Origin of the sequence: Vibrio syngnathi, assembly GCF_002119525.1 — a bacterium.
GTDB classification, from domain to species: Bacteria; Pseudomonadota; Gammaproteobacteria; order Enterobacterales; family Vibrionaceae; genus Vibrio; species Vibrio syngnathi.
Window position 1 is genome coordinate 526,892 of sequence record NZ_CP017917.1, and the last position, 26,031, is coordinate 552,922.

General features: G+C 42.3%; 24 protein-coding genes. 12 read left to right on the forward strand and 12 right to left on the reverse strand.

Going from position 1 to position 26,031, the window contains the following annotated elements:
* From K08M4_RS17250 to K08M4_RS17300, 11 genes are read left to right on the forward strand one after another with little or no spacing between them, the layout of a single operon-like run.
* A complete protein-coding gene (locus tag K08M4_RS17250) occupies positions 1 to 1,326 on the forward strand; it encodes a type II and III secretion system protein family protein (protein WP_139686092.1) in 1,326 nt (441 codons plus the stop codon).
* Entirely contained in the window at positions 1,326 to 1,787 is a 462-nt protein-coding gene (locus K08M4_RS17255; protein WP_086050783.1) for an ATPase, read from the forward strand. Before K08M4_RS17250 ends, K08M4_RS17255 begins: the two co-directional genes overlap by 1 nt.
* A gap of 2 nt (positions 1,788 to 1,789) precedes the next feature.
* Positions 1,790 to 2,983, forward strand: coding sequence for a CpaE/TadZ family protein (locus K08M4_RS17260; protein ID WP_086050784.1), 1,194 nt, complete (start codon positions 1,790 to 1,792; stop codon positions 2,981 to 2,983).
* Positions 2,980 to 4,245 (forward strand): TadA family conjugal transfer-associated ATPase, encoded by a 1,266-nt coding sequence (locus K08M4_RS17265; protein ID WP_086050785.1) that lies wholly within the window; start codon positions 2,980 to 2,982, stop codon positions 4,243 to 4,245. The genes K08M4_RS17260 and K08M4_RS17265 overlap by 4 nt, the downstream gene beginning before the upstream one ends.
* A complete protein-coding gene (locus K08M4_RS17270; protein ID WP_086050786.1) occupies positions 4,242 to 5,156 on the forward strand; it encodes a type II secretion system F family protein in 915 nt (304 codons plus the stop codon). Before K08M4_RS17265 ends, K08M4_RS17270 begins: the two co-directional genes overlap by 4 nt.
* Positions 5,156 to 6,022 carry a type II secretion system F family protein gene (locus tag K08M4_RS17275; RefSeq protein WP_086050787.1) on the forward strand — a complete coding sequence of 289 codons (867 nt, stop codon included), beginning with the start codon at positions 5,156 to 5,158 and terminating at the stop codon, positions 6,020 to 6,022. Before K08M4_RS17270 ends, K08M4_RS17275 begins: the two co-directional genes overlap by 1 nt.
* Complete coding sequence (locus K08M4_RS17280) at positions 6,019 to 7,149, forward strand: tetratricopeptide repeat protein (protein ID WP_086050788.1); 1,131 nt, start codon at positions 6,019 to 6,021, stop codon at positions 7,147 to 7,149. The genes K08M4_RS17275 and K08M4_RS17280 overlap by 4 nt, the downstream gene beginning before the upstream one ends.
* The gene (locus K08M4_RS17285; protein ID WP_086050789.1) at positions 7,146 to 7,682 is read left to right on the forward strand and encodes a TadE/TadG family type IV pilus assembly protein; all 537 of its coding nucleotides are present in this window, start codon (positions 7,146 to 7,148) and stop codon (positions 7,680 to 7,682) included. Before K08M4_RS17280 ends, K08M4_RS17285 begins: the two co-directional genes overlap by 4 nt.
* The gene (gene tadF / locus K08M4_RS17290) at positions 7,672 to 8,256 is read left to right on the forward strand and encodes a tight adherence pilus pseudopilin TadF (RefSeq protein ID WP_086050790.1); all 585 of its coding nucleotides are present in this window, start codon (positions 7,672 to 7,674) and stop codon (positions 8,254 to 8,256) included. The genes K08M4_RS17285 and tadF overlap by 11 nt, the downstream gene beginning before the upstream one ends.
* Position 8,257: 1 nt before the next feature.
* Entirely contained in the window at positions 8,258 to 9,574 is a 1,317-nt protein-coding gene (locus K08M4_RS17295) for a VWA domain-containing protein (protein WP_198299348.1), read from the forward strand.
* A 1-nt stretch (position 9,575) separates the two neighbouring features.
* The gene (locus K08M4_RS17300; protein WP_086050791.1) at positions 9,576 to 10,142 is read left to right on the forward strand and encodes an OmpA family protein; all 567 of its coding nucleotides are present in this window, start codon (positions 9,576 to 9,578) and stop codon (positions 10,140 to 10,142) included.
* 138 nt (positions 10,143 to 10,280) lie between these two features.
* Here K08M4_RS17300 and K08M4_RS17305 read toward each other — a convergent pair whose 3' ends face one another.
* The 7 genes from K08M4_RS17305 to moeA all read right to left on the reverse strand — a co-directional run bounded on the left by K08M4_RS17305 (position 10,281) and on the right by moeA (position 19,688).
* Positions 10,281 to 12,584 carry a putative bifunctional diguanylate cyclase/phosphodiesterase gene (locus K08M4_RS17305; RefSeq protein WP_086050792.1) on the reverse strand — a complete coding sequence of 768 codons (2,304 nt, stop codon included), beginning with the start codon at positions 12,582 to 12,584 and terminating at the stop codon, positions 10,281 to 10,283.
* A gap of 501 nt (positions 12,585 to 13,085) precedes the next feature.
* Positions 13,086 to 13,934, reverse strand: coding sequence for a sulfurtransferase (locus K08M4_RS17310; RefSeq protein WP_086050793.1), 849 nt, complete (start codon positions 13,932 to 13,934; stop codon positions 13,086 to 13,088).
* 17 nt (positions 13,935 to 13,951) lie between these two features.
* The gene (locus K08M4_RS17315; protein ID WP_086050794.1) at positions 13,952 to 14,266 is read right to left on the reverse strand and encodes a hypothetical protein; all 315 of its coding nucleotides are present in this window, start codon (positions 14,264 to 14,266) and stop codon (positions 13,952 to 13,954) included.
* Positions 14,267 to 14,494: 228 nt separating this feature from the next.
* Positions 14,495 to 15,283, reverse strand: a complete 789-nt coding sequence (locus tag K08M4_RS17320) for a hypothetical protein (protein WP_435532569.1) — start codon at positions 15,281 to 15,283, stop codon at positions 14,495 to 14,497.
* A gap of 10 nt (positions 15,284 to 15,293) precedes the next feature.
* Complete coding sequence (locus K08M4_RS17325; protein ID WP_086050796.1) at positions 15,294 to 17,429, reverse strand: LruC domain-containing protein; 2,136 nt, start codon at positions 17,427 to 17,429, stop codon at positions 15,294 to 15,296.
* Positions 17,430 to 17,690: 261 nt separating this feature from the next.
* Positions 17,691 to 18,440, reverse strand: a complete 750-nt coding sequence (gene moeB / locus K08M4_RS17330) for a molybdopterin-synthase adenylyltransferase MoeB (RefSeq protein WP_086050797.1) — start codon at positions 18,438 to 18,440, stop codon at positions 17,691 to 17,693.
* 12 nt (positions 18,441 to 18,452) lie between these two features.
* Positions 18,453 to 19,688, reverse strand: coding sequence for a molybdopterin molybdotransferase MoeA (gene moeA / locus K08M4_RS17335; RefSeq protein WP_086050798.1), 1,236 nt, complete (start codon positions 19,686 to 19,688; stop codon positions 18,453 to 18,455).
* Between the two features lie 216 nt (positions 19,689 to 19,904).
* On the opposite strand from moeA, the gene folE reads away from it, so the two are divergent.
* Entirely contained in the window at positions 19,905 to 20,558 is a 654-nt protein-coding gene (gene folE, locus K08M4_RS17340; RefSeq protein WP_004731548.1) for a GTP cyclohydrolase I FolE, read from the forward strand.
* 65 nt (positions 20,559 to 20,623) lie between these two features.
* Here the strand turns inward: folE and K08M4_RS17345 are convergent, their stop codons facing one another.
* From K08M4_RS17345 to K08M4_RS17370, 5 genes are all read right to left on the reverse strand, one after another.
* The gene (locus K08M4_RS17345; protein WP_086050799.1) at positions 20,624 to 22,096 is read right to left on the reverse strand and encodes a C69 family dipeptidase; all 1,473 of its coding nucleotides are present in this window, start codon (positions 22,094 to 22,096) and stop codon (positions 20,624 to 20,626) included.
* Positions 22,097 to 22,987: 891 nt separating this feature from the next.
* Positions 22,988 to 23,569: a hypothetical protein gene (locus K08M4_RS17350; protein WP_086050800.1), complete on the reverse strand. Its 582-nt coding sequence runs from the start codon at positions 23,567 to 23,569 to the stop codon at positions 22,988 to 22,990.
* Positions 23,562 to 24,101 carry a YaeQ family protein gene (locus K08M4_RS17355; protein ID WP_004731545.1) on the reverse strand — a complete coding sequence of 180 codons (540 nt, stop codon included), beginning with the start codon at positions 24,099 to 24,101 and terminating at the stop codon, positions 23,562 to 23,564. Before K08M4_RS17355 ends, K08M4_RS17350 begins: the two co-directional genes overlap by 8 nt.
* Before the next feature lie 115 nt (positions 24,102 to 24,216).
* Positions 24,217 to 24,426, reverse strand: coding sequence for a cold-shock protein (locus K08M4_RS17360; RefSeq protein WP_004731543.1), 210 nt, complete (start codon positions 24,424 to 24,426; stop codon positions 24,217 to 24,219).
* Positions 24,427 to 24,874: 448 nt separating this feature from the next.
* Entirely contained in the window at positions 24,875 to 25,960 is a 1,086-nt protein-coding gene (locus K08M4_RS17370; protein WP_086050801.1) for a PQQ-dependent sugar dehydrogenase, read from the reverse strand.
* Positions 25,961 to 26,031 lie beyond the last annotated feature (71 nt).

Here is a 26,031-nt window from a genome sequence, read left to right on the forward strand (position 1 = left end):
ATGACTTTAAAGAAGAAAAATATAGCCTTGCTATTGTGCGGGATTCTTTCATGTCCATTGCTCGCATCAGAATTAATGAATTTGGATCAAGGCGCTGCGAAAACCATTAATTTGAAGAGACAGATATCGACGGTGTTTGTCGCGAATCAAGAAATAGCAGACTACAAAATTATCGATGAAAATAAGGTTGTAGTTTATGGCGTTGGCCAAGGGACTACCTCTGTGATTGTTTATGATCGCGGTGGAAATGAAATTTATAACGCAGAATTGGTAGTCAACCAAAGTTTAAGACTATTGAAGCAAACACTCATTGCTAGATTCCCTGATGAAAACGTTGTGGTTTCCAATGTAGGTGACCAAGTTGTCTTAGATGGCATTGTCGGTAGTGAAGAGATTAAACAAAAGATCAATCGACTTGTTGGTGAAATGTTGAAGAAAGATCGCCGTCGCGCAGCTTATGAACTAAAGGATGCGGACGGTGAAGCTTTAGACGAGCTAGAGTACACGGCAAAGTACAACTACGATCAAGTCATTAATAACTTGAAAGTACTCACTACTGAGCAGATCAATGTCAAGCTGACGGTCGCGGAAGTTTCTAGCTCATTTCTGACAGAATTAGGTGTTACCTATAGCGATAGTGGTGATCCGGGTACTTTTGTAAATAAGCTCCTTGATTTTACTGCTCAAGATATCGTTTCTGTTATTTCCGCTAGTGGTGATGACAAAATCGGTCGCGTATTGGCCGAGCCCAACCTTTCTGTTATTTCAGGTGAGCAGGCTAGTTTCCTAGCCGGTGGCGAGATACCAATTGCTGTGAGAGATGAAGACGGGATTACCATTTCTTATAAAGAATACGGCGTGAAGTTGGCCATGGTTGCAAAGGTCACTGACACAGAGAATATTCGCCTAACCTTGATCCCGGAAGTAAGCTCGATTGATGAATCAAACAAAACCACGACAGGTTTAATTTCTGTGCCTTCTTTACGAACTCGACGAGCTCAAACAACGGTTCATTTGAAAGATGGGCAAAGTTTTGTTTTGGCGGGGTTATTGACATCGGAAGAGCGTGAATCGTTAACCAAAATTCCAATCTTGGGAGATATTCCAATTCTAGGCGCGCTGTTTAGCCACTCTTCCACCAACCGTTCCAAGACTGAATTGATCATTGTTGCGACTGTAAACTTGGTTGATCCGGTTGAGCAAGAGCAGGTCAAATTGCCAAGCTTTAGACGTACAAGTGATCTTGAACGACTCCTTAAAATTGATCTTTCGGAACTTGATGAACCAGAGCTTGAAAACACGATAAACCAAGGAGGATTCAACTAATGAGATGGATCGTTATCACTTTAATCGCTCTTATTACTTCTGCTTGTTCTCATGTTGATACTTCGAACTCTAGTGTGATTGAGCAATTGGAAGAGCGTTTTGAATTTGATATGGCGAGTAGCGAAGATTCAATCTCTCGCTCGGTGGCCTTTATTCGAGAACTCAATGCGAGAGAACCGAAGGCGACGTTCTACGTCAAATATAAACCGGATGCGAGTGATTTTGTTGCTAAATTACGAGATCGATTTAAGTCGGAATCTATTGCAAAAGACAGATATAAAATCGAACTTGCCGATCATGACCAAGAAAAAAACATCTTAATTATAGGTCGATATGTCCGAATTAAAAGCAGTGACTGTGGAGTGATGGTGTTCTCGAAAAGGGAAGAGTATCAATTTGGTTGTAGCGTTGAGCATAACCGAAACATCAGCTTGGTTAACCCAATTAAGAAGGCGAAATAGTAATGGACTTGGATATATTGTTTCGTAATTCGTCGTCGAAAGTGAAGTCGACGGTTGAGGCTACCGATCTCATTGTGTCTGATGATAATACCCTAACTGAATCTATCAATGATTTGTACGCTATTGAAGGTTTCCCTAAACCACTTGAAGTCACCGATATTGATTTAGATGGCGTTTGGAATCAGTCAAACATTAAGCTTAATCATGTTGTTCTGGATCTTCGTAGTGCCTCCAACGTTATAGAGCAAGTCTCTGAGATTTCGATTCGTTTAGATGTGAATATATCTTTGCTTGTTCTCTGTGATGTTGATTCTATAAAGCTGCGTAACCAAGTGCATGCATTAGGCGCTAGTTATGTTCTGTGGGACCCAGAACTTGATTCATTACTTGCGGCAATTAAATCGACACAAGGAGATGAAAGCACCGTCAAAAAAACGCGTGTAGCCAAACGTATATTAGTTTTGGGTACCAAAGGAGGTATTGGAGTATCTTGCGTAAGTTCTGTTTTAGCACACTCCTTAGCAGAGCAAGCAAATCTAAAGACACTCTTGGTGGATCATGATTCAGGAGCGCTAAATAGTGACATTTATATTGGTGTAAAAGGCTTGAAAGCCAAGCACAACAGTATAGATTTGAATCAGATCGATATCGACAGTGCGATAGCTAAGACCTATGTACATGGTGTGAAAGATAAGCTTGATTACTTGGTATTAGAGAAAAATGTTGCTTGCCTTACAGATCACGCATCTACATTGTACAACCTTTCCAATCAACTCATTGATCAATATAACTTTATCATAGATTCGGCGCCCTTATCTTGCTATGAAGAGATGCATGATCAGGAGCTATCAGATAAGTATCACCGCATCTTTATTGTTTGCGAACCTTCGGTCTCTTCACTGCGTTCTTACAACTCTTTGAAGAAGAAGATCGGGAAATCTGAACACCAAATCATCTTCAACCTTAATCGGCCAGCGAAAGACTTCATGATGACACTCGCGAGTGCGAAAGAGAGAATCAAAGCCAAAGATAGCATTGATTTCATGTACGAGCCGTCGCTAGAAAAAATTGTGGTACAGCAGGGTATTAATGAGTTGCTTAAATCTAAATCTGCCACTGCCGTTCTAACTATGGTTGCCACGTTGACTGGCAAGAAAATTAAAACTAAATCACGTTTCAGTTTGTTTAGAAAATGAATCAATTAAAAGAAATTTACATCCAGCTTCGAGATGAGATCTTTGATGCTCTAGATGCCGCTACACTTGTTGAGATTAGCAATCAAGAGCTAGAAGAACAACTCAAAGACTCGGTTAATATATTGATCGATAAGAAGCAACTGCAAGTTAGCTCATTGAAACGTGTCGACTTAGTCAAAGCATTACTCGATGAGTTGAAAGGTCTTGGGCCTCTGCAAGCGTTAGTCGATAACGATGATATCTCGGATATCATGATCAACGGTCCTTCGGATATCTTCATAGAAATCAATGGCAAGGTTGAACAATCACCCATTCAATTTGTTAACGAAAAACAACTGAACACCATCGCTAAACGAATCGCATCAAATGTGGGTCGTCGTATCGATGAATCAAAACCGCTTTGTGATGCTCGTTTGATGGATGGGAGCCGTGTAAATATTGTGATCCCCCCGTTAGCGATAGATGGCACTTCTATCTCTATTCGTAAATTCAAAGAGCAAAAAATTAGGCTTGAGAATCTTGCTGAGTTTGGTGCGATGTCTGTCGAAATGGCCAAGCTTTTGTCCATTGCGAGCCATTGCAAGTGCAACATATTGATCTCCGGTGGTACCGGTTCAGGTAAAACAACGTTATTGAACGCATTATCTGGCTTCATTGGCGAAACGGAACGTATTGTTACCATTGAAGATGCTGCGGAGCTACAGCTTCAAAAACCGCATATAGTTAGGCTTGAAACTCGACAAGCTAGCGTTGAAGGAACAGGAGAAATCACCGCTCGAGACCTTGTGATTAATGCCCTTCGTATGCGCCCGGACAGAATTATTGTTGGTGAATGTCGTGGTGGTGAAGCCTTTGAGATGCTTCAAGCCATGAATACTGGCCATGACGGATCTATGTCGACATTGCACGCTAACACCCCTCGTGATGCCATTGCTCGTACTGAGAGCATGGTGATGATGGCTACCGCCAGTCTACCTATATCAGCAATACGCCGAACCATAGTCAGTGCAGTAGACTTAATTGTTCAAGTAAAGCGTCTCCACGATGGTAGCCGTAAGGTGATGTACATTTCTGAAATTATCGGCATGGAAGGAGATAGCGTGGTGATGGAAGACATTTTTCGTTACGAAGCGACTTCAAATTTCAAAGATGGAAAAATGGAAGGTGAATTCAGAACTCCTGGTTTATCAACTCGTTCTGTGATTTATGAACGCGCAAAATTTTTTGGTTTAGAACAAGCAGTAAGGGAGATCTTTAAATGACCTTAATACTGATTGCATCATGGAGTGCTTTGTTTCTCTGCTTTCTTATTCATCGGTCTCGCCAAAACAAAAAATTGAGTAGTTTGATCGAGATGGAAGGTGAGTTCGAAGGTGTGAAAGGTGTTCGCTCTGTTATCGATTCACAACAGTTTGAAGAGAGCTATAAAGCCAGAATCAGGAAAATGTACAAGAAGGTAATCAAGGTATTTCAACCTAATATGTCCTTGAAGTTGGTCTTGTTTTTCTCCGTGACGACATCTGCAACGTATGCTCTCAATGAGTTTTTTTTGCGTCAGGACTTTATGGTTTGCCTGATTGTTGTTGAGCCTCTCTTATTCTTTGTCTTTTACAACAATCTAAAAGCAAGGCAAGTAGAGCGCTTTAAAACTAACTTTCCAGACGCTCTGAACATTTTGAGTGGGGCGATTTCTTCAGGGCAAAGCATCATTCATGCGTTCGAGTATGTAGGTAAGCAGCTTGATAACGAAGTGGGCAAAGAGTTTAAATTCATGGCTGAGCGTTTACTTATTGGTGAAGACCCTGATGACGTTCTTGAACGAAGTAGCAATACGTTTCCATACTTAGAGTACTTCTTCTTTGCTTCAACGATAAGAATCAACTTGGCTAGAGGTGGCCAACTCAAAGATGTGATCAACAAAATAAACCGACTTATGTTTGATTCAAGAGCTGTGGAGAAAAAGAAAAATGCCTTGACCTCAGAAGCTCGAGCTTCGGCAAAGATAATTGCCTGCTTACCTGTGATTTTTCTTATTATTTTGAAGTTTACGAGTCCTGAAAACTACAGTTTTGTGATGTTTGAAGAAGCTGGTCAACCTATTTTTTATTATGTATTAGCCAGTGAGCTAGTCGGGTTCTTTTGCATTTGGCTGATTTTGCGGGGTGTGAATTGATGGACTTTGAAACCGTTATAATTTGGAGCGTAATATTTATTATATCGATAGTCCTAGCAACGTATTGTTTACGGTTTTGGGATAATACGAGAGCGGACATAGAAACTCGAAAAATAATCGGTTCGACACGTGAAGAGAAGAAAAGAGCAGATTTATTCAAGGCTATATTGTCTAGGATTAGTTTTAATAAGCATGAAACAAAAAGGAAATTGGTCGCTGCTGGCTTTTACAGTGATTTTCTTGCTGATGCTTATTACTTATTAAAAATAATTCCTTTTTGTGTTTGCTTAGCATTGATTGTCTTTGCTTTTTATAGCGGTGAAACAAAAGCAGTATTCGCACTGTTATATCTAATGGGGGCTTTATTAATATTTATCATTGGCCCCGATTCTTATGTGTCGGCTCGAGGTAAATCTAACATCAAGCACATAAGTTCACGATTGCCATTTTTACTCGACCTAATGAATGTTTGCGTCCATACAGGGATGACGATTGAGTCTAGCTTGGAGTACTTGGCAAAAGAACTTCACTCAGTAGACAGTAACCTTGCTCATGTGGTCAGAGTGACTGTCGAACGCTCTCGCCTGGTGGGCCTTGAAAAGGCATTAGAAGAATTTTATGAGCTTGTTCCAACCAGTGAATCACAAAGTTTCGTGATGACCATGGTGCAGAGCCTCCAATTTGGTTCATCAGTTGGTCCAGTATTAGTGACTTTAGCAAGCGATATTCGTGAGCTTAATATGATGGATTTAGAAGAACGAATCGGGAAAATGGGGGCGAAGATGTCGATTCCACTTATCGCTTTTATCATGGTTCCGATTATTATTTTAATTGCTGCTCCAGGTATTATGAGGGCGTTGATGTGATAAGAAATTTTGTACTGTCCGTTATTGTTTTGGTTCTCTTCTCCGGTTGTTCAACGGTTAATAACCAACTGGATACCAAAGAACAACTACTTTTAGGGTCGGGTGACTCACAGAAACTCATTGAATTTTATAAGGCAAATATACAATCGGAACCTGAATATAAAGTTAAATTGGTTAATTTGTATTTAGATCTAAAAGATATCAAGTCTGCTGAGCTGTATCGCAGCACTTACAATGATAATGATCTTAATGAACCTGAATACATTTTAACTAATGCAAGGCTTTATTATCAAAAAAAGAATTTTGAAAAAGCACTGGAAGAGTTGAGTAAGTATCGGGATGAAGGTGGCAAAGAGTATGAGTATCAACTTTTAACTGGGAAAATATTGGCTCAGCAAAAGCGATTTACCCAAGCGATCGAACATTTTGAAGAAAGTAGAAAACAAGGGGCTTCAGACAGGGAGGCTGGCAACAATATCGCTGTCGTCAAAATAATGCAGTCTGATTATTTGGGTGCAACAGACATTTTATATGACCTTTACCTTTCGAACCCGAATGATCAGAGAGTGAGTTCTAACTTGATTCTCTCTTCGGTTAAATCTCAGCGACCGGATATCGCGCTAGAGGTTTTGAAGCATTCGAATAGCGATGAGCAAGCTCACAAACAGTTGTCTGCATTAATGAGGTCAATATCTAAAAGCAAAGGGAAGAAGGCCGTGACACAGTCAACGATAGAAATGGAACAACAGTTTATTGGCTCTCAAGCTAATTCAGGGGGCTTTGTAGCCCCGACGTCTCGCGTAAGTAAATTGGATGCTACCACAGAGTTTCAAGCATCTAGACACAGTGTCGATGGTTCTGTACTTGACCCAAGAAAACTTAAGCCTGGGGCAAAACCCATTTATCGTGTGCAAGTATTGGCGACGTATACGGCGATCCCTTCTGACTTTTTGAACTATTTGAAAATAAACTACGGCTCTGTTTATTCGTATACACATGGTTTATGGAAGCGTTACTGCATTGGTGACTTTAATGACTTAGATGAAGCTAAAGTGTTTTTAAACAGTATAGATATCAAGGGAGCATTCGTTGTTGATTACACTAAGAAAAGGTATGTCCGACTATGAGAAGGTTTAAGCGAAAGCAAAAGGGGTCATTGACGGTTGAAGTCGCTATGGGGATTCCGATTTTTCTAGCTATTGCCTTTGGCTGGGTAGAGATCTGTATTTTGACGTTCTCAATGAGCATGACAGACCATGCTTTGACAACAGCGGTAATGCGTACCAAAAAAGCGGGTGATTCAAGCAGTAGTAATTCCATCAACTACGGGAAAATGATCAATGATGAGTTAACCAAAGCTGGCGGGGCATTATGGAGTAATGTAGTCAAAGAGGGGAGTGTGGTTATTCATGTTAACTATTTTCGTGACTACGAAGGCTTTCTCAAATGTACGGATACTTACGCTTCTACAGATGAGTGTCCAGATAAGAAAGATGAACCCGAAGACATGGCATTAGCTGTCTATGCTTTAGAGTATACGTACGACCCGATTGTATCCATTTGGTTTCCAGACATTGCTATTAAGCGTGAAGTCATCACTATTCAAGAATATGAAAGATGTTCGTTCAAAATTGGTCAGGGGGCAGGTTGTGCAAGCTAAACAAAAAGGCGCATTTGCTGTTGAATTGGCGATGGTATTGGTTTTTGCTTCAGGGATCTTCGTTGTCGTAGTCAATCATATGCTAGCTATTAATAAGAAGGGCCAACTCGACAGAGCTTCTTATTCATTGACCACTATCTTTGCTGAACGAAAACAATTGTTTAATGCCGATATGGATATATGCGCGGGTGACTGTAGAAAAACAGAACACAACGCGTTTGTGATTGCTTCTGCTTCGATGAAACGAATGATTCCAAACTTTGATAAAAACAAATTTGGGATGCGCATCGACGAAATAAGGCTTGAAGAAACCGCTTTGTCTGGAGGTAAAGTGAATTACCGAAGGGTTCAAAAAACTCTAACTAAAGGGAGTATTCATGGGTGTAACTTTCCTGATATGAGCGATATAACGAAGCAAAAAGCGATAGAAATACTGCCAATCACATCAAGAGGTCGCAGATTACCCATGTATCAGGTTTCATTATGTTATGAAACTCCAATTAATGTGCTTGGTGTTGCTAATGGTGAAGTCTTTCGCCTTGTAAGTACATCTTATTCATTTGCGAGGGTTTAAGGTGAAATCGATAAAGAAAAACCGAGGTGTCGCAGGTGTTTTGTTCGTTGGCCTCTTACCAGCGATGGTTATTTTTATGGCGTTTTCGATGCAAATGTCGCAACAGATGTTGGCTCACTCTCGGTTATTAGAAGCTGCAGAGGTAGCGAGCCTCGCGCTTATTGCAAGCCCTAAAGAGGATGAAGATAAAAACGTAAAGTATGCACGTTACTTGGTTGATAGATACATTTTAGACAATTCAGAGGATGTGGATGTCGCCGTGTTTACCCGTAAATGTGAATATAAAGATGGTTGTGTTCAAGCTAGCGGTGAATTAGCGCCATTTAGTGACTTTGTCGTTAGTGCTACAGCCAAATATACATCCTGGATTTCGTATGAAGATGTCGATTTAGAACCTGAATTTACGGTTAGTGGACGAGCGGTCACGCGAAAGTATCTTCCTCAATCTGTCGACGTTTACTTCATCGGTGACTTTAGTGGTTCTATGGGTAATCCTTGGAAGAACGGAAAAATGAAGTTAGATGTAGTGAAAGAAACCATTAAACGAGTTGTTGATGACATTGAAAAATTTAATACGGAAGAAAAGAGTCGAGTCGCCTTACTTGGTTACAACCCGTTTCATGTTAAGCAGACCGATAAAACTGTAAGAGTTAACGCTTATGGCTATTACGGTTCATGGAGAAAAAAATACGCTTACAATTACGCTCGTTCCTCGCCAGGAACAACGGTTAGGCGAATGTTTGACAAACCCAAACTGTATAACGAAATACTCGAGCCAAAGAGGGGTATGAGTCGATACGAGGTTGAACGTCTCCATACTCACAACGTTAATTTTGCTAAGTATCACAAGTTTTATGATATCCCGTTGACTGAAGACTATGATGAATTTCGGTCTCAATTAATGAATACCGAGCTGCAAGCTGGTGGAGGAACGTCGTCTTGGAATGGGATCATTGCTGCTGCCCAAGAAGCTAATAAAGCAACGAATCTAAACCCTGAACAAGTGTTTATTGTTTTATCTGATGGTCAGGATGGTGACAAGAACTATTTACAAAAACTAGTGGACCAAGGGCTTTGTAAAAAGCTGCGTTCAACCATATCCGCAAAACGAAATCGCTTCCAAAGTAATTCGCCGACTGAAGCTGAAAAAACCAAAGTCACGATGGGCGTTATTGGCATTAACTACAAAGTAAATGAAAGCGACGGCTTTGGGGATTGTTTTGGTAAGAAAAACATTTACCACGCAAAAGATGGCGAAGATGTGTACAAGTACATTTTGAATTTGATTAATGAAGAAACCGGGAAACTAAAGGATTAACATGAGATACCTAGTAATTATGTCTACGATACTACTGTCTTCATTGAGCTATGCAAACTGCTTGGGCAATGTCGGCGAATACGTCACTTCGAAAACGTTGGTGTCTTCTCATACTGTTACGACACAAGTGACTGGAAAGCTAATAGAGCTTGATGAAAAACCTCAAAACGAGGTGCTCAATAGAGAGAGTGAAGTCATTCAAATCGCAGCTCAAGATGATGTCTGTTTCTATGATAAAGCGACGCAATCTTTGGTGCTCAATTATCCAACTAACGTGTACCTATTGGATGAAAATCATAAACAAGTATTAGGGCAGTACCTTAGTTTGGTGGGAGATAAATCCAAGATTTATATAGAAGGTCACGCAGATAGCTTAGGTAGTAAAGCCTATAATAAAGCGTTGTCATCCCGCCGGGCAGGGCAAGTGGCGAGCTACTTGAAGAAAGATCTTCATCAAGGGAATCGCATTGTTGAATATGCGTATGGCGAAAGTGCACCAATTTGTAAAGTCACAGACAATAAGGCAACAGGTTGTAACCGACGAGTTGTGATAACAGTTAAGTCGTAATGGGCTTTGTTGTCGTTGTCTGTATTTTTATTTTTTGGGCCGCTCTGTTAAGTGGTGTGTAAAGAAAAGGGAACCCGTTTGGGTTCCCTTTTTTAATCTATGGCGTTATTCGTTTAACCAGGTAAAGTACCCAAACAGTTACAACGTGGGATCTGGTAGTTCTGTAGCCATAACTTGAGCCGGTGTTAGATACTTGCATAACTCATCATAAGGAATAGGACGGGAGAAGTAGTAACCTTGCATCAAGTCACATCCACATGCTTTTAGAATCGCGAAGTGTTCGTTTGATTCTACGCCTTCTGCCAACACCACCATACCGAAGTTTTTGCCGATAGCGATGATGTTCTGGACCATTGTTAGTGACTGTTGATCGACTGCTATGTTTTCAATGAAACTCTTATCAATCTTAAGTTCGTCGATAGGGAGTGCTTTTAACATGCTCAATGAAGAGTAGCCCGTACCGAAGTCATCCAGAGAGATCTTAATATCGTTTTCTTTGAGGGCTTCAAACAGTGGTTTCACTATAGCCACATCTTCAATGAACAGGCTTTCGGTGATCTCTAGCGTTAAGCTGCTCGCTGAAAATTGATACTTCTCTAACGTCGTGAACAAGTGATCGGAGAACGACCTATGCGAGAATTGACGGACTGAAATATTGATCGATAATCCGATATTTTGGTTCGTTGTGCGGTGTAAATGAGCAATTTGCATAACACTGGATTCAATAATAAAGGTACCAAGTTTGTGCATTAAGCCTGTGCTTTCAGCAATAGGAATAAATACATCTGGCGGGACAAAACCCAGTTCATCGTCTATCCAGCGTACCAGCGCTTCTACACCGTGGGTGCTTTTATCTGCACGAACCAATGGTTGAAAAACCATAAACAAAGCTTGTTTGTCGATAGCAATACGAAGCCTTTGTTCTACTCTCATTTTGTAGAGGTGTGCGTCTTGCATCTCAGTCGTGAAAATACTGTATGAGTTTTGCTGCTGTTTCGCTTTGTACATAGAAATGTCGGCAGAGCGTAACAGGCTATCTAAATCTTTTCCGTGTTCTGGGAACCTAGCAATACCTATGCTACAGCCCAACAAGAATTGAGAGTGTTCAACTTCATAGGGCCGAGAGAGAACTTCAATAATTCGTTCTGATAGTCGCTTAATTTCAGATTCACTATTCAGCGTTGTTAAAAACAAGAACTCATCACTGGATTCTCGTACCAATAGGCTGACTCTGGAGCGAAACCGCATCAAACGTAATGCAATTTGTTTGAGCACCTTGTCTCCGAAGTCATGTCCATGGGTATCATTAACACATTTGAAGTTATCGATGTCGATAAACAGTAGCGAGAATGGCTTTGATTCATTTTCAATCCATTTACTGATGTTTTTGCGCATATATGAACGGTTGGGGAGAGAGGTTAATGGATCGTGATTGGCTTGGTAAATCAGTTGACTGCGAGTTCGTTGCTCGTTCTTGGCAATCGACTTTACTAAGAAGTAGAAACCAAGCTGAAGAATAATAAAAACAAAGAAAATAGCGCCGAACTCTTTTGCGAATATACCATCAACGTACGCCAGGTCTGTTCGGCCGACAACCCAAAGTTTGTAGTCTGGAATGTACCTAGCGCTAACGAGTGATGGGAATGGGCCGTCATCGTTACAGAAAGAGTACGTGTATTTACCCGTTTTCGCTTCTTCGACGCTGTCACTCACTTGTTCTGAAAAGCTTTTGGCAATGCGAGCCATCAGGTCGTGATTAACCGGTGTCAAATAAGCGTCTAGCGACTCGATATCGCTAGAAAAAAACTGACGATAGTTATCGGTTCTAAGTAGAGTTAACGTGTTGTAACTGCCTGCGTGCGCATTGTTTTCAAACAAGATTGTGCTGTCTAAGCGTAAGCCTGCTGTCATGACCGCATCAACGTTCTTGCCATCAATAGAAATGGATTTTCTTAATGGGATCACGAGGCTGTTAAGAGAATCATGGAAATAAGTGCGCCCCAAAACCATTTTTTCGCTAGATACAGCCTCTAGAAATGAGTCTTTGGTGTATGGGAGGTCTAGTAAATTAAATTGGTCAGACAGCTGTAGGTTTGAGCTGATTGACAGGTAATCCCCTTGAGGATTTAGTAACCCGAAAGCGGCTATTGCAGGATGAGTATCAAGCAGTTTATCTAAGATTGGACGAATTTGAATCGAAGCTGTGCGGGTAAAATCGGACTGCTGAGCAAGCTGATGTCCAACCACTTCAAGTAATGCTTCTTGGCTGGTTAATAGAGAGTTTACTGAGCTAGAGAAGATCTCAACTTGGATATGTTGTTGCTTAGTAAAGTCATCTCTGTTTGATTGCCACTTGGTTATGCCAAAGGCGCTGAAAAGTATCAGGGTAAGCAGCACGATCAGAGCGTACAGCGACCAGATATTTTTCTTAAATAGAGCCATGAGATGCCTTTTGTTGGTGACTACTTTTAACTGACTGCAAGTGACAAACGTTTATATCGCCAGTGTGATTAATGCAACGAGGCATAAAAACATCAAAGATGAATATATCAATGATTAAATAGTTTAACGGCTACGAACAGAGATTCTTGAGTGAAATATTAACACTCTTAAATATGGTGAAAATTAACCCATGGCTAATCACGGTTTTTCTAGAAATCGTATGGTTTTACACGGAGGTAGCGTTAACTCGGTCACTAAATTGCTATGTCGTTAAGTGACTGCATAGTTAAGTAACAGCGTCTTAAGTAAGCATGTCTTCAAGTGACTGCATCTTCGGGCGATTACGTCTTCAAGTTACAACCGCGTTAAACGCCTGAGCTATTAAGTGCTTAGCTTGTTGAGCAATAAGATGCTTAAGTATCATGAATTACAACCATAACCTTTAGCAAGCTCCGTATGCATGCACAGTATATTCTAACAGTGTCATTAAGCGAAGCTGAATTACATTTTAGTTACGGCAATAGGTAGCTTCTCATTCGCGCCCCATTCAGTCCATGAACCATCGTAAACCCCCATATCACCTGAATAACCGGCTAGTTTAGCGGCTAATAGGATGATGCAAGCCGTTACCCCAGAACCACAACTAAAGAACATAGGCTGAGAAGGGGTTAGGTCTAAGGTTGAAAATATTTCAGCTAATTCATTTTGAGCTCTCAATTTGCCATCATTTAATACTTGAGCGAATGGTAAGCAAATTGAGTTCGGGATGTGACCGCTACGCAGGCCTTCGCGTGGCTCAGGAACCTTAGAATCGAAGCGAGCTTGTGAACGCGCATCTACAATGTTTGCGCTCTTGCTGGTTGAGTAACTTTCAATCTGCTGAGCGTTTACAAAATAGTTGCCTTGAATACTCCCTTCAAAATTGCCGGTTTGCACTGTTGTTTTGAAGTCGGTATCTGTTGCGTAGCCGGCATCAATCCATGCCGGTAAACCACCATCTAAGATATAAACGTTGTTATGTCCCATTGCCATAAACATCCACCATGCGCGGGGCGAGGCAAAGGTTCCTGAGTTATCGTAAACCACTATCGTGCTGTCTTGATTGATACCAATTTCTTGTGCACGTGTATTGAAGTGTTTTTCGGTCGGGAACATGTGAGGAAGTAAAGTGTGTTTGTTACAAAAGTCTTTATCGTAGTCGAAACGAATAGCTCCAGGAATCATTTGCCCTTTGATCTTTTCTGATTCACTTGGGATCTGAAATTCGATGCTGGCGTCGAGGATGATGAGATCGTTGTTATCGGATATTTTCTGTTGTAGTTGCGCAGGCGAGATGAGAGGCTGATTCATTACTGTGGTGTCCATTATTATTGTGCAGCTCGACAGTGGATGAACTGATAGCTGCTTTGTCCGGTTATTTGATTGTTTAATGTATCAAGTGCGACCACAGAATCAAGAGGGCAGTCTGTTGTTGGTTGAATGGAAACGCGAAATATTTCGTTGTCTTGAGTTTCAAGCGTGAGGTAGCGCCTATGTCCGTCTAGGGATTGAGTGAGCGTATTAGAGATGACTGTGGCTTCAATGCGTTCTCCGGCAGAAGATGTTATCGGGAAATAGGAAAGAAACCAAAGTAGGCCAATACCAATCGACAGTATAACGAATCCTATTTTCAACTGTTTCATAAAAATAAGCCTTTGAAAGTCATATCATAAAAGATAAGACAGGCTCTCGATAAAGTGAACATAACCAGTACTGAAAATTGAAATAGCGCCCAAATAAAAAGGTGAGCCTCATTGCTCACCTTTATGTGCTGTTATTTGACTTTTGACTTTTGATTTCGAGCCTGCTGCTTAACTTCACTGAATTCAGCCATTGGCTAAGTTAACTCAGCGCGTTTTATTCCTTTCTGTTTACCAAGTGATTTGTGAGCCGTTACTTGCAACGACTTGTTGCAGCGGTGCTTGACCGTCATAAAACCAGATTTCAATCAACAGAGTATCTTCGCTTAAAGGCGCCGCAAAGTTGGAGGTGAATGTCCCGTTGTCTAAAGGGCCGCCAATGACCTTACTTGAATAATCCGGCTTGTAGGTTGAATCTGCTCTTGTGGTAAATCGGCTATATACAGATACAAACGAACGATCGGTTGAGATGTTACTGATATCAATATTGAGGTCGAATTGATCTACAGAGTTGTAATCGAAACCATCAGGGATTACGAGCTCATCCATTTTGTACGCTTGCGGGCCGTTGGAGGTTACCGCGGTAACTGGTGTCGGTTCCGGGTTTATTGCGACATTGACAGGTGTTGGGGCCACTGATGGTGATGTAATGAGCGCTGATATCACAGGTGCTGACGCTGCTGGTGTTTGTGTCGCTGGTGTTGACGTCGCTGGTGTTGACGTCACTGGTGTTGACGTCACTGGTGTTGACGTCACTGGTGTAGACGTCACAGGTGATGTCACCGCAGGTGTTGAAGGCGATGGACTTGACGTTGATGAGCCACCATCGCCACCTCCGCCCCCACAACCTAACAACGCGAGTGGTGCAATGAGTAATGTAATACGTATGGATTTCGACAACCCCCAACATTGCGACTGCGCCGTACTCTTTTTATGTGCAGTATTGGACAGGTTAGGTAACAGAGCACTGTTCGAATTTTGGTGACCGCTTGTTACTGTCTGTTTAATTGGCATATTCATGATCATTCTCCTAAGGCAAGTAACATTGGTCAGCGGCAGGTGTTTGGAACCAATCTGTTGATTGAGTACCACCGGATTCAGCAAAGTTCGCAAAGTTTGGATAGGCTGTGACAATATCTACGTATTCCAGTGGCCATTCCCATTCCGTGTCTGAAGTAATCAGTAGCGCCCAAGGGTGGTTGTCTGCGGTTTTAAAATACTTGCCCGCTGCGGGGTCACTGTCGTCAACACCTAGCCCCGTATTGAATAGATTTACTGTATCAAATGCTTCAGTTGGAGCTTGGTCTGGTAAGTGAACCTCCCAACTACGTCCAGGATGTAGAGGTAGGTTTTCACCGTGATAATACCCAGGTGTTGCGAAGATGAATGGGTCGTAAGGCATGTCTATCCAACTGTCTGTACTCACACCGTCTCCCGCTAAGGTAATACCGATTTGGAATGAGAACTGCTCATCTTCTTTACATCCATTACTGGTGCGGTAGAAGGTACAGCCAGTGCTAATTTTTTCTGTCAGGTCATTGGCGATAACAAATATTGCTTCGCTGCGCCCATCTTCTAGGTCGAGGTCAGTGAATGCACCATTGTGCTTCATGTAGGAGTTTCCGCTACTCACTAAGCTCGGGTCTAAGTTAGGGAGTCGAACAGCAAACCCATTTCTGTACGAAGCACCTACCGCAGCAAGACGTCCATCGATGGTTGATTTAACGACTTTGCCATCTTTAAGGATCTCGGTAATGCGATACATTAGAACGGCGTCGTTCATGTCGTAGTCGGCTTTATAAGGCCAGTTGTCTTCATACGCCAAGGTTGCGTAGCCTGAAGCACTTGGGAAGTAACGAGCTGTGGCACCATCGTTAAGCACATCGACTTGAATATCGACCACTTCACCAGAGGTAGAACCGCCAAAGTAACTTAGGTTGGTTTGTTGGCTGAATCTGAAGCGAGCCCAAGTGGTTCCTGTAAGTGCGTTGATGTCGACATTGAGGAACAGGTCGTTCTCACCCGAATTCAGTTGGTAGTCGGTAAACACTTGTTCGTTAGCACCATCGAAGCTGCCATCTTGGTTCCAATCGATCCAAGCTGATAGGTAACCAGAGGTCGAAGCTTCTACGATAATTTTTGAATCAAGTCCGGCTTCAAGGGCGGTGACAAAACCGATACCACCGTTAGCCCATTCATCGTCAATGCCAACACTTTCATCTGATTGTGGAGTTACGTAGCCATCAAGGTCGGCGTCAGGTGCATCTGTGCCTAGCCATGTGATGCCATCAAGTTCATGTCGAGGACCATTGCTTGCGAGTAGAGTTAGGTAACTGTCTGGCGCGTCACCAAAGTCGATGTTTGAATCTTCATCAACAACCGGGGCATTGGCACAACGAGCACCATCGTTTTGGCCTGAAGAAGGCCCATTCGATACAAATTCAACGGCTGGAACAATTCCCGCTGCAATATTGGTCGCGTTGCCGGGAGATAGGTTGATTCGGTAGATTTTCCCGTCTTGATTTCGAGATACGTAGTAATAGCCGTTTACGTCAAAATAACCCGCTCCGAATGTACCTAACTCACCAGTATCACCGATGTAGGTTTCGGCACCCGTTGTCGGGTTGAAGCTGTATAAGCCTCCGGAGTCATTATCAATGCCATATAAAGAGCCATCACTTGGGTGAAAAGCAAAATCGGTGAGTTTTACGGTTGCGGGGCTGTTTGCAATCTTATTTACAGTGACGGTCGCATTTGGATCAGCATCTAAAGGAGATAGGTCAACGGTGAATAGCCCTTTGCCCGTGCGATATAAGTAGTAAACGTGGTCATATACGTCACCTACATAAAAGGTGTGATCGGTTGGTAATCCACTGGTATTGATGACTTCAGCTTGGAAATCCTGTCCAAGGCGCACCAAACGTTTGTTTGTTGTGTCGTAACCGTAGATATATCTGTCTTGAAAGTCGAAACCAACACCATTGATATTGGCATTCATACCAGTATCGTCTTCTAGAAGGGTTGTTGAACCTGTTACTAGGTTGACACCCCAAACCTCAACGGGTTTTGATTGAAAGAGGTAAGCCTGGCTTGGACAGGTATCGAATGGCGCGGAGTTGGCGACAAAAGACGCACTTAATAGCAAACTTAACGTTGTAATTCTCATATCTACATCCGTGTCATAGAAGGTTTAGATACAGTTACAAGTTATGTGCCAATTTTAAGTTGTTGATTTTTAGTTATTATATTTCAGCTTGCTGAGGTGTTCATTATATTCTCAAAATGAGAACTCAAATGAAACTAATCTTTCATAGAGTATTTCAAATTGATAAATCGATGTGAGAAGCTGATGTAGAGATCTAAAAAAGCCCTGACTTTAGTCAAGGCTTAGGCTTAAGTTTTCGGTGGGAGAGGATTACGACTTAGTCTACCCACACACCGAACAATTAGGCATCTTCATTAAGTTCATCTCACGCCAGCTGTGCGACATAGCATCGAGAATCAAAAGCCTGCCTTGCTTTGGTTGCCCAAACTTGGCAATAACCTTGATAGCTTCCAAAGCCTGAGCGGCACCTACCATTCCGACAACTGGCGCCATAACGCCAGCTTCAACACAGCTTAGTGCAGCGTTGCCAAATAGGGCGCTCAAACACTGGTAACACGGTGCATCTGCGTCTTGATACGTGAACACACTAATCTGACCTTCCATGCGAATTGCAGCACCAGAAACAAGTGGTGTTTTTGACGTGTAGCACAAGCGGTTCAACTGATTGCGCGTTTCAACGTTGTCACTGGCATCAAGAACAAGCGAGTGTGCTTCAATCAACTTTCCAAGCGCTTGGTCATCAAGTCTATGATCGACGGTCTCAACTTTTAGGTGTGGGTTTAACATCTGCAATGATTCTGTGGCTGAGTTGACCTTCTTCTTGCCAATATCAGCATCGGTGTGAAGGACTTGTCGTTGCAAGTTAGAAAGCTCGACAACATCATCGTCGATCAGTGTCAGCTTACCAACACCCGCAGTCGCAAGGTATTGAGCAGAGGCACAACCCAAGCCACCGGCACCCAGTACCAAGATAGAGCTCTGTTTCAGAGCTTCTTGGCCTTCAAAATCAAACTGTTTAAGGATGATTTGACGGTTGTAGCGAAGCATCTCTGCGTCAGACAGTATTTCCATCACCAAGCCTCGTTAGTAAAGCGTTGAGTTAAACAGTTGAATCTGAACAGTTTCACCGACTTCAACACGGCCACGTTCACGCTCTAGAACCACAAAGCAGTTTGCTAAGCTCATTGAGCGGAAAGCGCCTGAACTTTGGTTGCCTGTTGTTTCTACCACAAATTGACCGTTTTCAATCGAGTAAATACCACGTTGGTAATCAGTACGGCCTGGGCCTTTTTTGAATGCAGATTTAGTAATAGCAGGGATAGACTCTGGTGCCGTCCATGCGGTGTGGCCTGAAAGTTTAGCCAGCATAGGTTGAACCAACACGTACATGGTCATCATTGCTGAAACTGGGTTACCCGGTAAGCCACAGAACCACGCGTTATCTAATTCACCGAATGCGAACGGTTTGCCCGGTTTGATTGCCAGTTTCCAGAAGCCGATTTGGCCGATCTCTTCCAAAATATCTTTGGTGTAATCCGCCTCACCAACACTCACGCCACCAGAAGTCACAACCACGTCTGCTATTTGCTGTGCTTTTTCGAAGGTTTCTTTAAGCGTCGCAGGACAATCTGGGATGATACCCAAGTCGATAGCTTCACAACCAAAGGCTTCGATTAATGGTTTAATACCGTAACGGTTACTGTCGTAGATCTGACCGTCTTCAAGAGGTTGGCCTAATGGTTTTAGTTCATCGCCAGTAGAGAAGAAAGCGACTTTAGGCTTATGTAACACTGTCACGTGGCTCACACCCAGTGAAGCAATCATTGGAATGTCACGAGGTGTTAAACGCTCACCGCGGCTCAGAACGATATCGCCTTGTTTGATGTCGTCACCAGTAGGGCGAATGTTATTGTTCAGCTTTATGTTGTCTTGTTGAATCTCAATACCAGCCTCAGTTTCGGCCGTATTTTCTTGCATGATAACGGCGTCACAATCTTCCGGGATCTTTGCGCCAGTCATAATGCGAATACAGGTATTGTTTGGCCATTCACCTTCGAACGGTTGGCCTGCAAAAGATTTGCCTGCTAATGGTAGTACTTTACTGTTTTCTAGATCTGCTAAGCGCAGTGCATAGCCATCCATTGCTGAGTTATCAAAAGGAGGTACGAAAATAGGGGAAAGAATATCTTCAGCAAGGACATAACCTAATGCTTCAGCAAGAGGTAGAGATAAAGTCGTTTGGATTGGTTTGATTGGTGATAGCAGCTTATCTAGTGCTTCTTCAATTGGCATTAAGCCCGGAGCGTCGCAACAGCCCATAATTGAAATCCTTTGGTCGTTATTATTTTGATTTAGTGGTTGGCAATGGTGGTTTAATAATTATCAAATCACGGTTGTTCGCCAACGAAATTGCAGCCACTTTAGCATAGTTTAAGCCCCGTAAATAATGACCTCCCTTAAAATATGGGTGTATTTATTCAAAATTCCGAGTATCCTTGTTTGCCATCCAGAAGGGGCAATAAAAGAGGAAGTTCAATGTCAGGTCTTAGCGAATCAGCGAAGTTGGTTAAAGATGCGCTAGCAAGCCGCGGATTAGAGACACCAATGCGTCCTAACCAGGTTAGCCGAGAAGAGAAAAAGGAACGAATCGAACACCATATGCGTGAGATTCTAACTCTCCTTGAACTTGATCTTGCAGATGACAGTCTGGAAGAAACACCACAACGTATTGCGAAAATGTATGTGGATGAGATTTTCTCTGGTTTGGATTACGCCAATTTCCCTAAAATCACCGTGATCGAAAACAAGATGGGTGTTCGTGAGATGGTACGAGTAAAAGACATTACCGTAACCAGCACATGTGAGCATCACTTAGTCACCATTGATGGTAAAACCGCAGTCGCTTACATTCCTCAAGGTAAGATCATTGGTCTTTCGAAGATCAACCGAATCGTTCGTTTCTTTGCTCAGCGTCCTCAAGTTCAAGAGCGCATGACACAGCAAATCCTTGTAGCATTGCAAACGCTACTAGAAACGGATGATGTTGCTGTAACCATGGATGCGGTTCATTACTGCGTAAAATCTCGTGGTGTAATGGACGCAACCAGCGAAACAACAACAACAGCACTGGGCGGTATCTTCAGATCAAACCCAGCAACGCGCCATGAGTTCTTACACGGCCTGCGTTAGAACTAAATCTACTAAGATCAAAAAACGGAGCATTATGCTCCGTTTTTATTGGTTGCTTCATAAACCTACAGATTGACTATTTTCTTAAACTCTTCCTCTGAGTATTTCTTCTCTGTGCTTTTAGTCAAATCTGTAATCATTTTGTATCTAAGCTCAGTCGCCATATCTAAGGTACGCTTAAGCTGTCCGTATGAGTAGTCGGCAGCCATGTTCAGAGCCACTTGTTTATCTACTTTATACATGTCTGCTAACGTTTTATCTAAGTGTGCGACCTGCTTGTATAGTTGAGTTTCTTCTTTGTCCCAAGCTGCTTTTAGTACTGGTAAATACTTGTCTGGGTTTGAAGAAGCGAGGGCGGTTAAGCTACGGAACTGCCAATAAGCTGAATCATCACTGTAGTTATCATCGCCTACTTGGTACGCTTTTGGGTAATCTTGTAGGGTTGAGTATAACGGCACTAACACAGATTCTGGTAACACGCCAAAGCTTTGCCAAATAATACCTTGAAGCTCTTCTGGCATCTCAGGGCGAAGCTGAATAATATGCGACTCTAGTTGACGCTCAACTCTAATTGGTCGTTTCGATTTTCCTTCCAAAACCGTGTCTTTATAAGTCGCGCTAAGTACTTCTGCCACATCTTCAACTGAGATTTTTGTCTCTGGCTTCATAAACAAAGGGTATTGCGTCATGCGACTTTGTTGATGCAGCGAAGGTGTCAGCATTTTTTGGCCTAGCCATTCACGATCGATATTATACTCATCACCAATAACTCCGAATGCTTTTGCAAAATTGAAAGATTTTTTATCTGCGTTATCAAGCAGTTTGTGTTGTTCTACAAACTCGAATATATCTTTTGAATGCAGTACCTCTTTGTTTGCCAAGTTGACATCATGTACACGCAAGCCATTTGCAATCATGGCGTAACTGTCATCAGGCACTTTTACAGCAATCCAATGGTGACCTGAACCAATTTCAAATAGCCACGCCTCATTGGTGTCTGCAATATAGAGGCTGTTACCTTCGCCAGCACCATAGGTTTCGATGTAATGACCGAGTAACTCTACAGCTTGTTTTGCGTTTTCTGCCTGAGGAAGGATTAGCGTAGGTATAATGGCTTCGATTACGCCATTATCGATTAAAGGATCTACTTTGGCGACTTTGTCGTTTATTTCTGCGCTGGTTGTTGCTGAAATGGCAACGTTGTGTTCATTAATCCCACGTTCTTCATAGAACTTTCCATCGCGATTAACGGTATCCGCATCCCAGTCTGGTATCGCAGAGTAAGCAAAGAAGTGTTTTGGCATTGGAACAATTAATCCGTTACCTAACTGCCAGTCACCTTCTTGGTTATCTTGCGCAGGTCGATACTTTAGGTATTTGTTCCAGTTGTTAATGCCAAAATCTTCATTACGAGCAATTATAATGCTACCGTCGCTCGAGGCTCCTTTGCCAACAATAAGCCCAGTACAAGCTATCGCATTACTGCTTAGAGCGACAGCTACTGCAGTTGCAAGAAAGGATACAGACCATATTTTCATTTTAATTCTCCGCTTATAAAACAAGATAATTTAAAGTTAACGTTAGTTGTATTTGCAGGTTTTTTATTATCATTTTATAAAAGTCAGTGTACTTATCATCATAGGAAAAAATGCTTCCGCTCGTCACATAAATGATCATTTCCATTTGAGAATAATTATCTGAAAAATATGCACTTTTTGAATAAATTGATAAGTTATATTTGTAAAATAACCTTGCCATATACGTAGCTTTAATTCGTCGTTTTATGGGAAGCATCATTATCACAACAAAACTTTGTTCGTTTCTAACGTATGGTTTTTGGATTGCAATCGGATAAGCAACAGTGCTGAAGTGCGGTATCTTGTGGGATCTTTTTTGTGCTTGTAATGAAGTTAACTGTAATGGCTGCGAATGTCGTCATTCTCTAGAGTGAAGAATAAGCGAGTAGGGAATGTGTTTATCTGCATGCTTTCTGATTTGGTATGAGATCCCCGACTTAGTCGTTCCTCCTTCTCGAGGATGACGGCGTGTGAGGGTTCAATGTGTATTCTATCGACAGCTTTTTAGAGGAAACGCTGCTGATCTTGTTGAATGAGAGACTCGTTAACTTGTGTCATTCCCTAAAGCGAGGAACGAGTGTAATAGGGAATCTGTTTGTCTGTGTAGTTTCTGATTTGGTATGAGATCCCCGACTCAGTCGTTCCTCCTTCTCGAGGATGACGGTCAAGATTGATGATGTTGATTAGGAAATGATCACGCTTTAACTCGAAAGACCTGTCGTCATTCGCTAAAGAGAGGAACGAGCGTAATAGGGAATCTGCTTTTTCGAGGTGGGTTGATTGGAACGAAAATTAGATGCGCTCTACAGAATCTATAGAGCGCAAATTTGGGTACAGCAGTTGGTGGAATGCTTAAGAAAGATTAAACAAACGCTTAAAGTGGTGAACAAAACCGGACGGCTTATTCTCAGCTTGATAGAGGTTCAAACCATCATAAAAACTTGCCATAAACTCTACGCGAATCTCATCATCAGTGTTTCTCGATACGCGAGATAGCAACGAAGCGGCTACTGCTGCGTGATCATTAGCAAGGCTGTAATCCATTCCTAGTCGTCCCTGAACGAACAACCACAAATGAGTGATTAACTTTAACTGCTGAGCGTTAGAGTTTTGAAACTTGTCGCTATGCTCGGTGCCCACTGTAGTATCGAAGACATTTTGCATCGCCTCATTCGCTTCTTTATTGCTTTCAAAGCGATAGCTTGCATCGATATGTACCTTGGTTAACAGGCCAAGCAACGTCTGACGTGCAGAGTTGTCTGGCTTGTTCTCGCAAGCGTGTCTAAACAGATCATGGTTGTCATCAATAAATGACTTTAACTCTTTTTCATAGCCCGTCGTCAGCGCTTTGACTGAACCGAGACCTGCGAGCTGCAAACACGCTTCGAGCTTAGTTTGGCGCTGAGGTTCAGTCTGAGTTTGGATCTCAGTCATTACTCTGTAGCTCTTCCCACGTTACTTCTGCTGATTGAGTGTCGCTGTTTACAAACGCAGAGTTACCCGACAGCATTACTGAAAGGTCCATAGTACGCTGTGTCATCGCTGCTAGTTGCTCAATACCATCGTTGTCTAGACGAACGATCTGAGCTTTCAGGTAACCGAATTTACCTTTGTTCTGCTCCCACCAAACGTTCGACTTGGTGTTGAAGCTGAACACACTCACTGACTTAGATAAGCGAGTCGCTTTCTTAACGCGTTCTGGATCGGGTTCGCCAACATCAATCCACTCTAAGATTTGGTCATCTAACGACTTCTGCCATAAATCGGGTTCTTCAATGCTAGACAACCCTTTAGTGAACTCAAGTTCAGGAGATGCATTGATACAGAAAGCAATAATACGCGCCATCATACGCTGTTCTGTTTCAGAAGGGTGTTGTGCAACCGTTAGATTAAAAGAGTCGTAATAGTCGCGATTCATATCGGTTAAAGAGATACGAAACTTATAGATTGTCGGTTTGAGAGCCATTGATAGGGTGTCTTAGATAGAAATAGTGAGGGGATGTTACCTTAAATCTCTGAATAGCGGGTAAAAAAATAGCCAGCAGAGGCTGGCTATTTTTAGAAAGCTTTAAAATACTAAATTAAAGTACTTTGATGCTGTCAGCTTGTGGGCCTTTTTGACCTTGAGATACAGTGAACTCAACTTGTTGGCCTTCAGCAAGAGTTTTGAAACCGTCGCCTGTGATTGCAGAGAAGTGTGCAAATACGTCTGGGCCGTTTTCTTGCTCGATGAAGCCGAAGCCTTTAGTTTCGTTGAACCATTTTACTTTACCAGTAACTGTGTTAGACATGATGATATCCTAAAATTAAATTTTTATTTTGAGCCAATTGTGGCACTGATAGCGCGGAAAAGTTTATTGCTATTGCGTACAACACAACGGGGTTACTAGTAATCCAACGAAATGTTTATATACAAAGAACTTTCTTTCTAGCCGAGATGAAGTCTAAATCAAATTAGGGGATAGTCAATCGAATCCATAGTGAAAGGTTGCAGAAACTTGGGGGTAGTCAAACTTTGCATTCCTTAAATATCATGGAGTTACAGTTGTATGGTGATTTGTTGTCATTTTTGTGAAAATGGTGGTCGAAATTGATGACAAATTTGGAGTAATTGCACTGTTTTGGCACATTTATTTTTCAAATTAGAAAGCCGCTAATTGGCACTTGAACCCAATTTTAACGGCTTATATTTATAAATCTCTCTGTAAATCTCGTGTCTCTATTGGCTCGAGAGCTAGACTACTTTTTCAAGCGATACAGGTTGCCATTATCGGTACTGAAAAAGATGTCGCCGCTTGGTGAAGTTTCAATGTCTCTTACCCTCTCGCCTAAATCTTCTAAAATACGTTCCTCTTTGATTGCCTCACCTTGTCCATTGACTGTCACGATATTGATGTGGGTAAGTTTAAGCGCGCCGGCCAGCAGCTTTCCTTTCAACTCTGGGTATTTATCGCCTTGGTAAACAATCAAGCTCCCCGGGGCGATTGAAGGAACGTAGACTTTTTTCGGCGCTTCAATACCATCTTTGGTTTTAGACTCGCCTACGCTAATTGGGCCCCAGTACTCTTTACCGTGTGAGGTGACTGGCCATCCATAGTTGGCACCTGCTTTAATTAGGTTGATTTCGTCACCACCTCGCGGACCATGTTCAATCGACCACAGCTTCTGGGTCGGGAAGTCGTAATACAAGCCTTGTGGATTACGATGGCCATAGCTCCAAATCTCATTGAGTACCTTGCTGTTATCCGAGAATGGGTTATCGCTTGGTGTGCTTCCATCAGCATTCAATCGTAATATTGATCCGGCGTGAGTCATGGTGTCTTGGCCGTTGTCTCGATCACCACGGTCGCCGATTGAAAAATACAGGTGGCTATCATCAAAGGTGATACGGCTACCAAAGTGACGCCCTGTGTCCGTTCTGGATTTAGATACAAACACGTCTGTCCAATTGGTAACTTCATTATTGCTGTAATTAGCAGAAGCCAGTGTCGTTACGCCTTCACCATCGACGTCTTTACTGTAAGTGACGTAGAACTTTTCGTTTTCAAAAGGGGAGAGCGCGATATCCAACAGACCACCTTGGCCTTTCGCCCAAACATTGGGCAGCCTGAACAGCGTGCTTTGCTCACCCGTCTTTAAATCAACCTGTTTAATGACGCCAGCTTTTTCTGTTACTAGCATGGAGTTATCGTTGATATAAGCCAACCCCCAAGGGATCACGAGTCCGTCGGTGATCTTCTCTACTTGCCATGCAAAAGCAGAGGATATTGGGCTCGATGCGATGAGCACCAAAGCACAGGAAAGAATACGGTGATGAGTGTTCATTGAAGTCCCTTGATTATGAGTGTTTAGTGTTAGTCTAGCGCCTGTGGTCGATAGGCGGAAAGTTGAGGTTA

What these genes read in the sequence shown, in the direction of transcription:
- K08M4_RS17370 (WP_086050801.1), bottom strand. Translation starts at nt 25,960, where the DNA reads ATGAACACTCATCACCGTATTCTTTCCTGTGCTTTGGTGCTCATCGCA.
- folE (WP_004731548.1), top strand. Translation starts at nt 19,905, where the DNA reads ATGTCAGGTCTTAGCGAATCAGCGAAGTTGGTTAAAGATGCGCTAGCA.
- K08M4_RS17285 (WP_086050789.1), top strand. Translation starts at nt 7,146, where the DNA reads ATGAGAAGGTTTAAGCGAAAGCAAAAGGGGTCATTGACGGTTGAAGTC.
- K08M4_RS17250 (WP_139686092.1), top strand. Translation starts at nt 1, where the DNA reads ATGACTTTAAAGAAGAAAAATATAGCCTTGCTATTGTGCGGGATTCTT.
- moeA (WP_086050798.1), bottom strand. Translation starts at nt 19,688, where the DNA reads ATGGGCTGTTGCGACGCTCCGGGCTTAATGCCAATTGAAGAAGCACTA.
- K08M4_RS17345 (WP_086050799.1), bottom strand. Translation starts at nt 22,096, where the DNA reads ATGAAAATATGGTCTGTATCCTTTCTTGCAACTGCAGTAGCTGTCGCT.
- K08M4_RS17325 (WP_086050796.1), bottom strand. Translation starts at nt 17,429, where the DNA reads ATGAGAATTACAACGTTAAGTTTGCTATTAAGTGCGTCTTTTGTCGCC.
- K08M4_RS17350 (WP_086050800.1), bottom strand. Translation starts at nt 23,569, where the DNA reads ATGACTGAGATCCAAACTCAGACTGAACCTCAGCGCCAAACTAAGCTC.
- K08M4_RS17305 (WP_086050792.1), bottom strand. Translation starts at nt 12,584, where the DNA reads ATGGCTCTATTTAAGAAAAATATCTGGTCGCTGTACGCTCTGATCGTG.
- K08M4_RS17260 (WP_086050784.1), top strand. Translation starts at nt 1,790, where the DNA reads ATGGACTTGGATATATTGTTTCGTAATTCGTCGTCGAAAGTGAAGTCG.
- K08M4_RS17310 (WP_086050793.1), bottom strand. Translation starts at nt 13,934, where the DNA reads ATGAATCAGCCTCTCATCTCGCCTGCGCAACTACAACAGAAAATATCC.
- K08M4_RS17320 (WP_435532569.1), bottom strand. Translation starts at nt 15,283, where the DNA reads ATGAATATGCCAATTAAACAGACAGTAACAAGCGGTCACCAAAATTCG.
- K08M4_RS17315 (WP_086050794.1), bottom strand. Translation starts at nt 14,266, where the DNA reads ATGAAACAGTTGAAAATAGGATTCGTTATACTGTCGATTGGTATTGGC.
- moeB (WP_086050797.1), bottom strand. Translation starts at nt 18,440, where the DNA reads ATGGAAATACTGTCTGACGCAGAGATGCTTCGCTACAACCGTCAAATC.
- K08M4_RS17360 (WP_004731543.1), bottom strand. Translation starts at nt 24,426, where the DNA reads ATGTCTAACACAGTTACTGGTAAAGTAAAATGGTTCAACGAAACTAAA.
- K08M4_RS17300 (WP_086050791.1), top strand. Translation starts at nt 9,576, where the DNA reads ATGAGATACCTAGTAATTATGTCTACGATACTACTGTCTTCATTGAGC.
- K08M4_RS17270 (WP_086050786.1), top strand. Translation starts at nt 4,242, where the DNA reads ATGACCTTAATACTGATTGCATCATGGAGTGCTTTGTTTCTCTGCTTT.
- K08M4_RS17255 (WP_086050783.1), top strand. Translation starts at nt 1,326, where the DNA reads ATGAGATGGATCGTTATCACTTTAATCGCTCTTATTACTTCTGCTTGT.
- K08M4_RS17265 (WP_086050785.1), top strand. Translation starts at nt 2,980, where the DNA reads ATGAATCAATTAAAAGAAATTTACATCCAGCTTCGAGATGAGATCTTT.
- K08M4_RS17355 (WP_004731545.1), bottom strand. Translation starts at nt 24,101, where the DNA reads ATGGCTCTCAAACCGACAATCTATAAGTTTCGTATCTCTTTAACCGAT.
- K08M4_RS17275 (WP_086050787.1), top strand. Translation starts at nt 5,156, where the DNA reads ATGGACTTTGAAACCGTTATAATTTGGAGCGTAATATTTATTATATCG.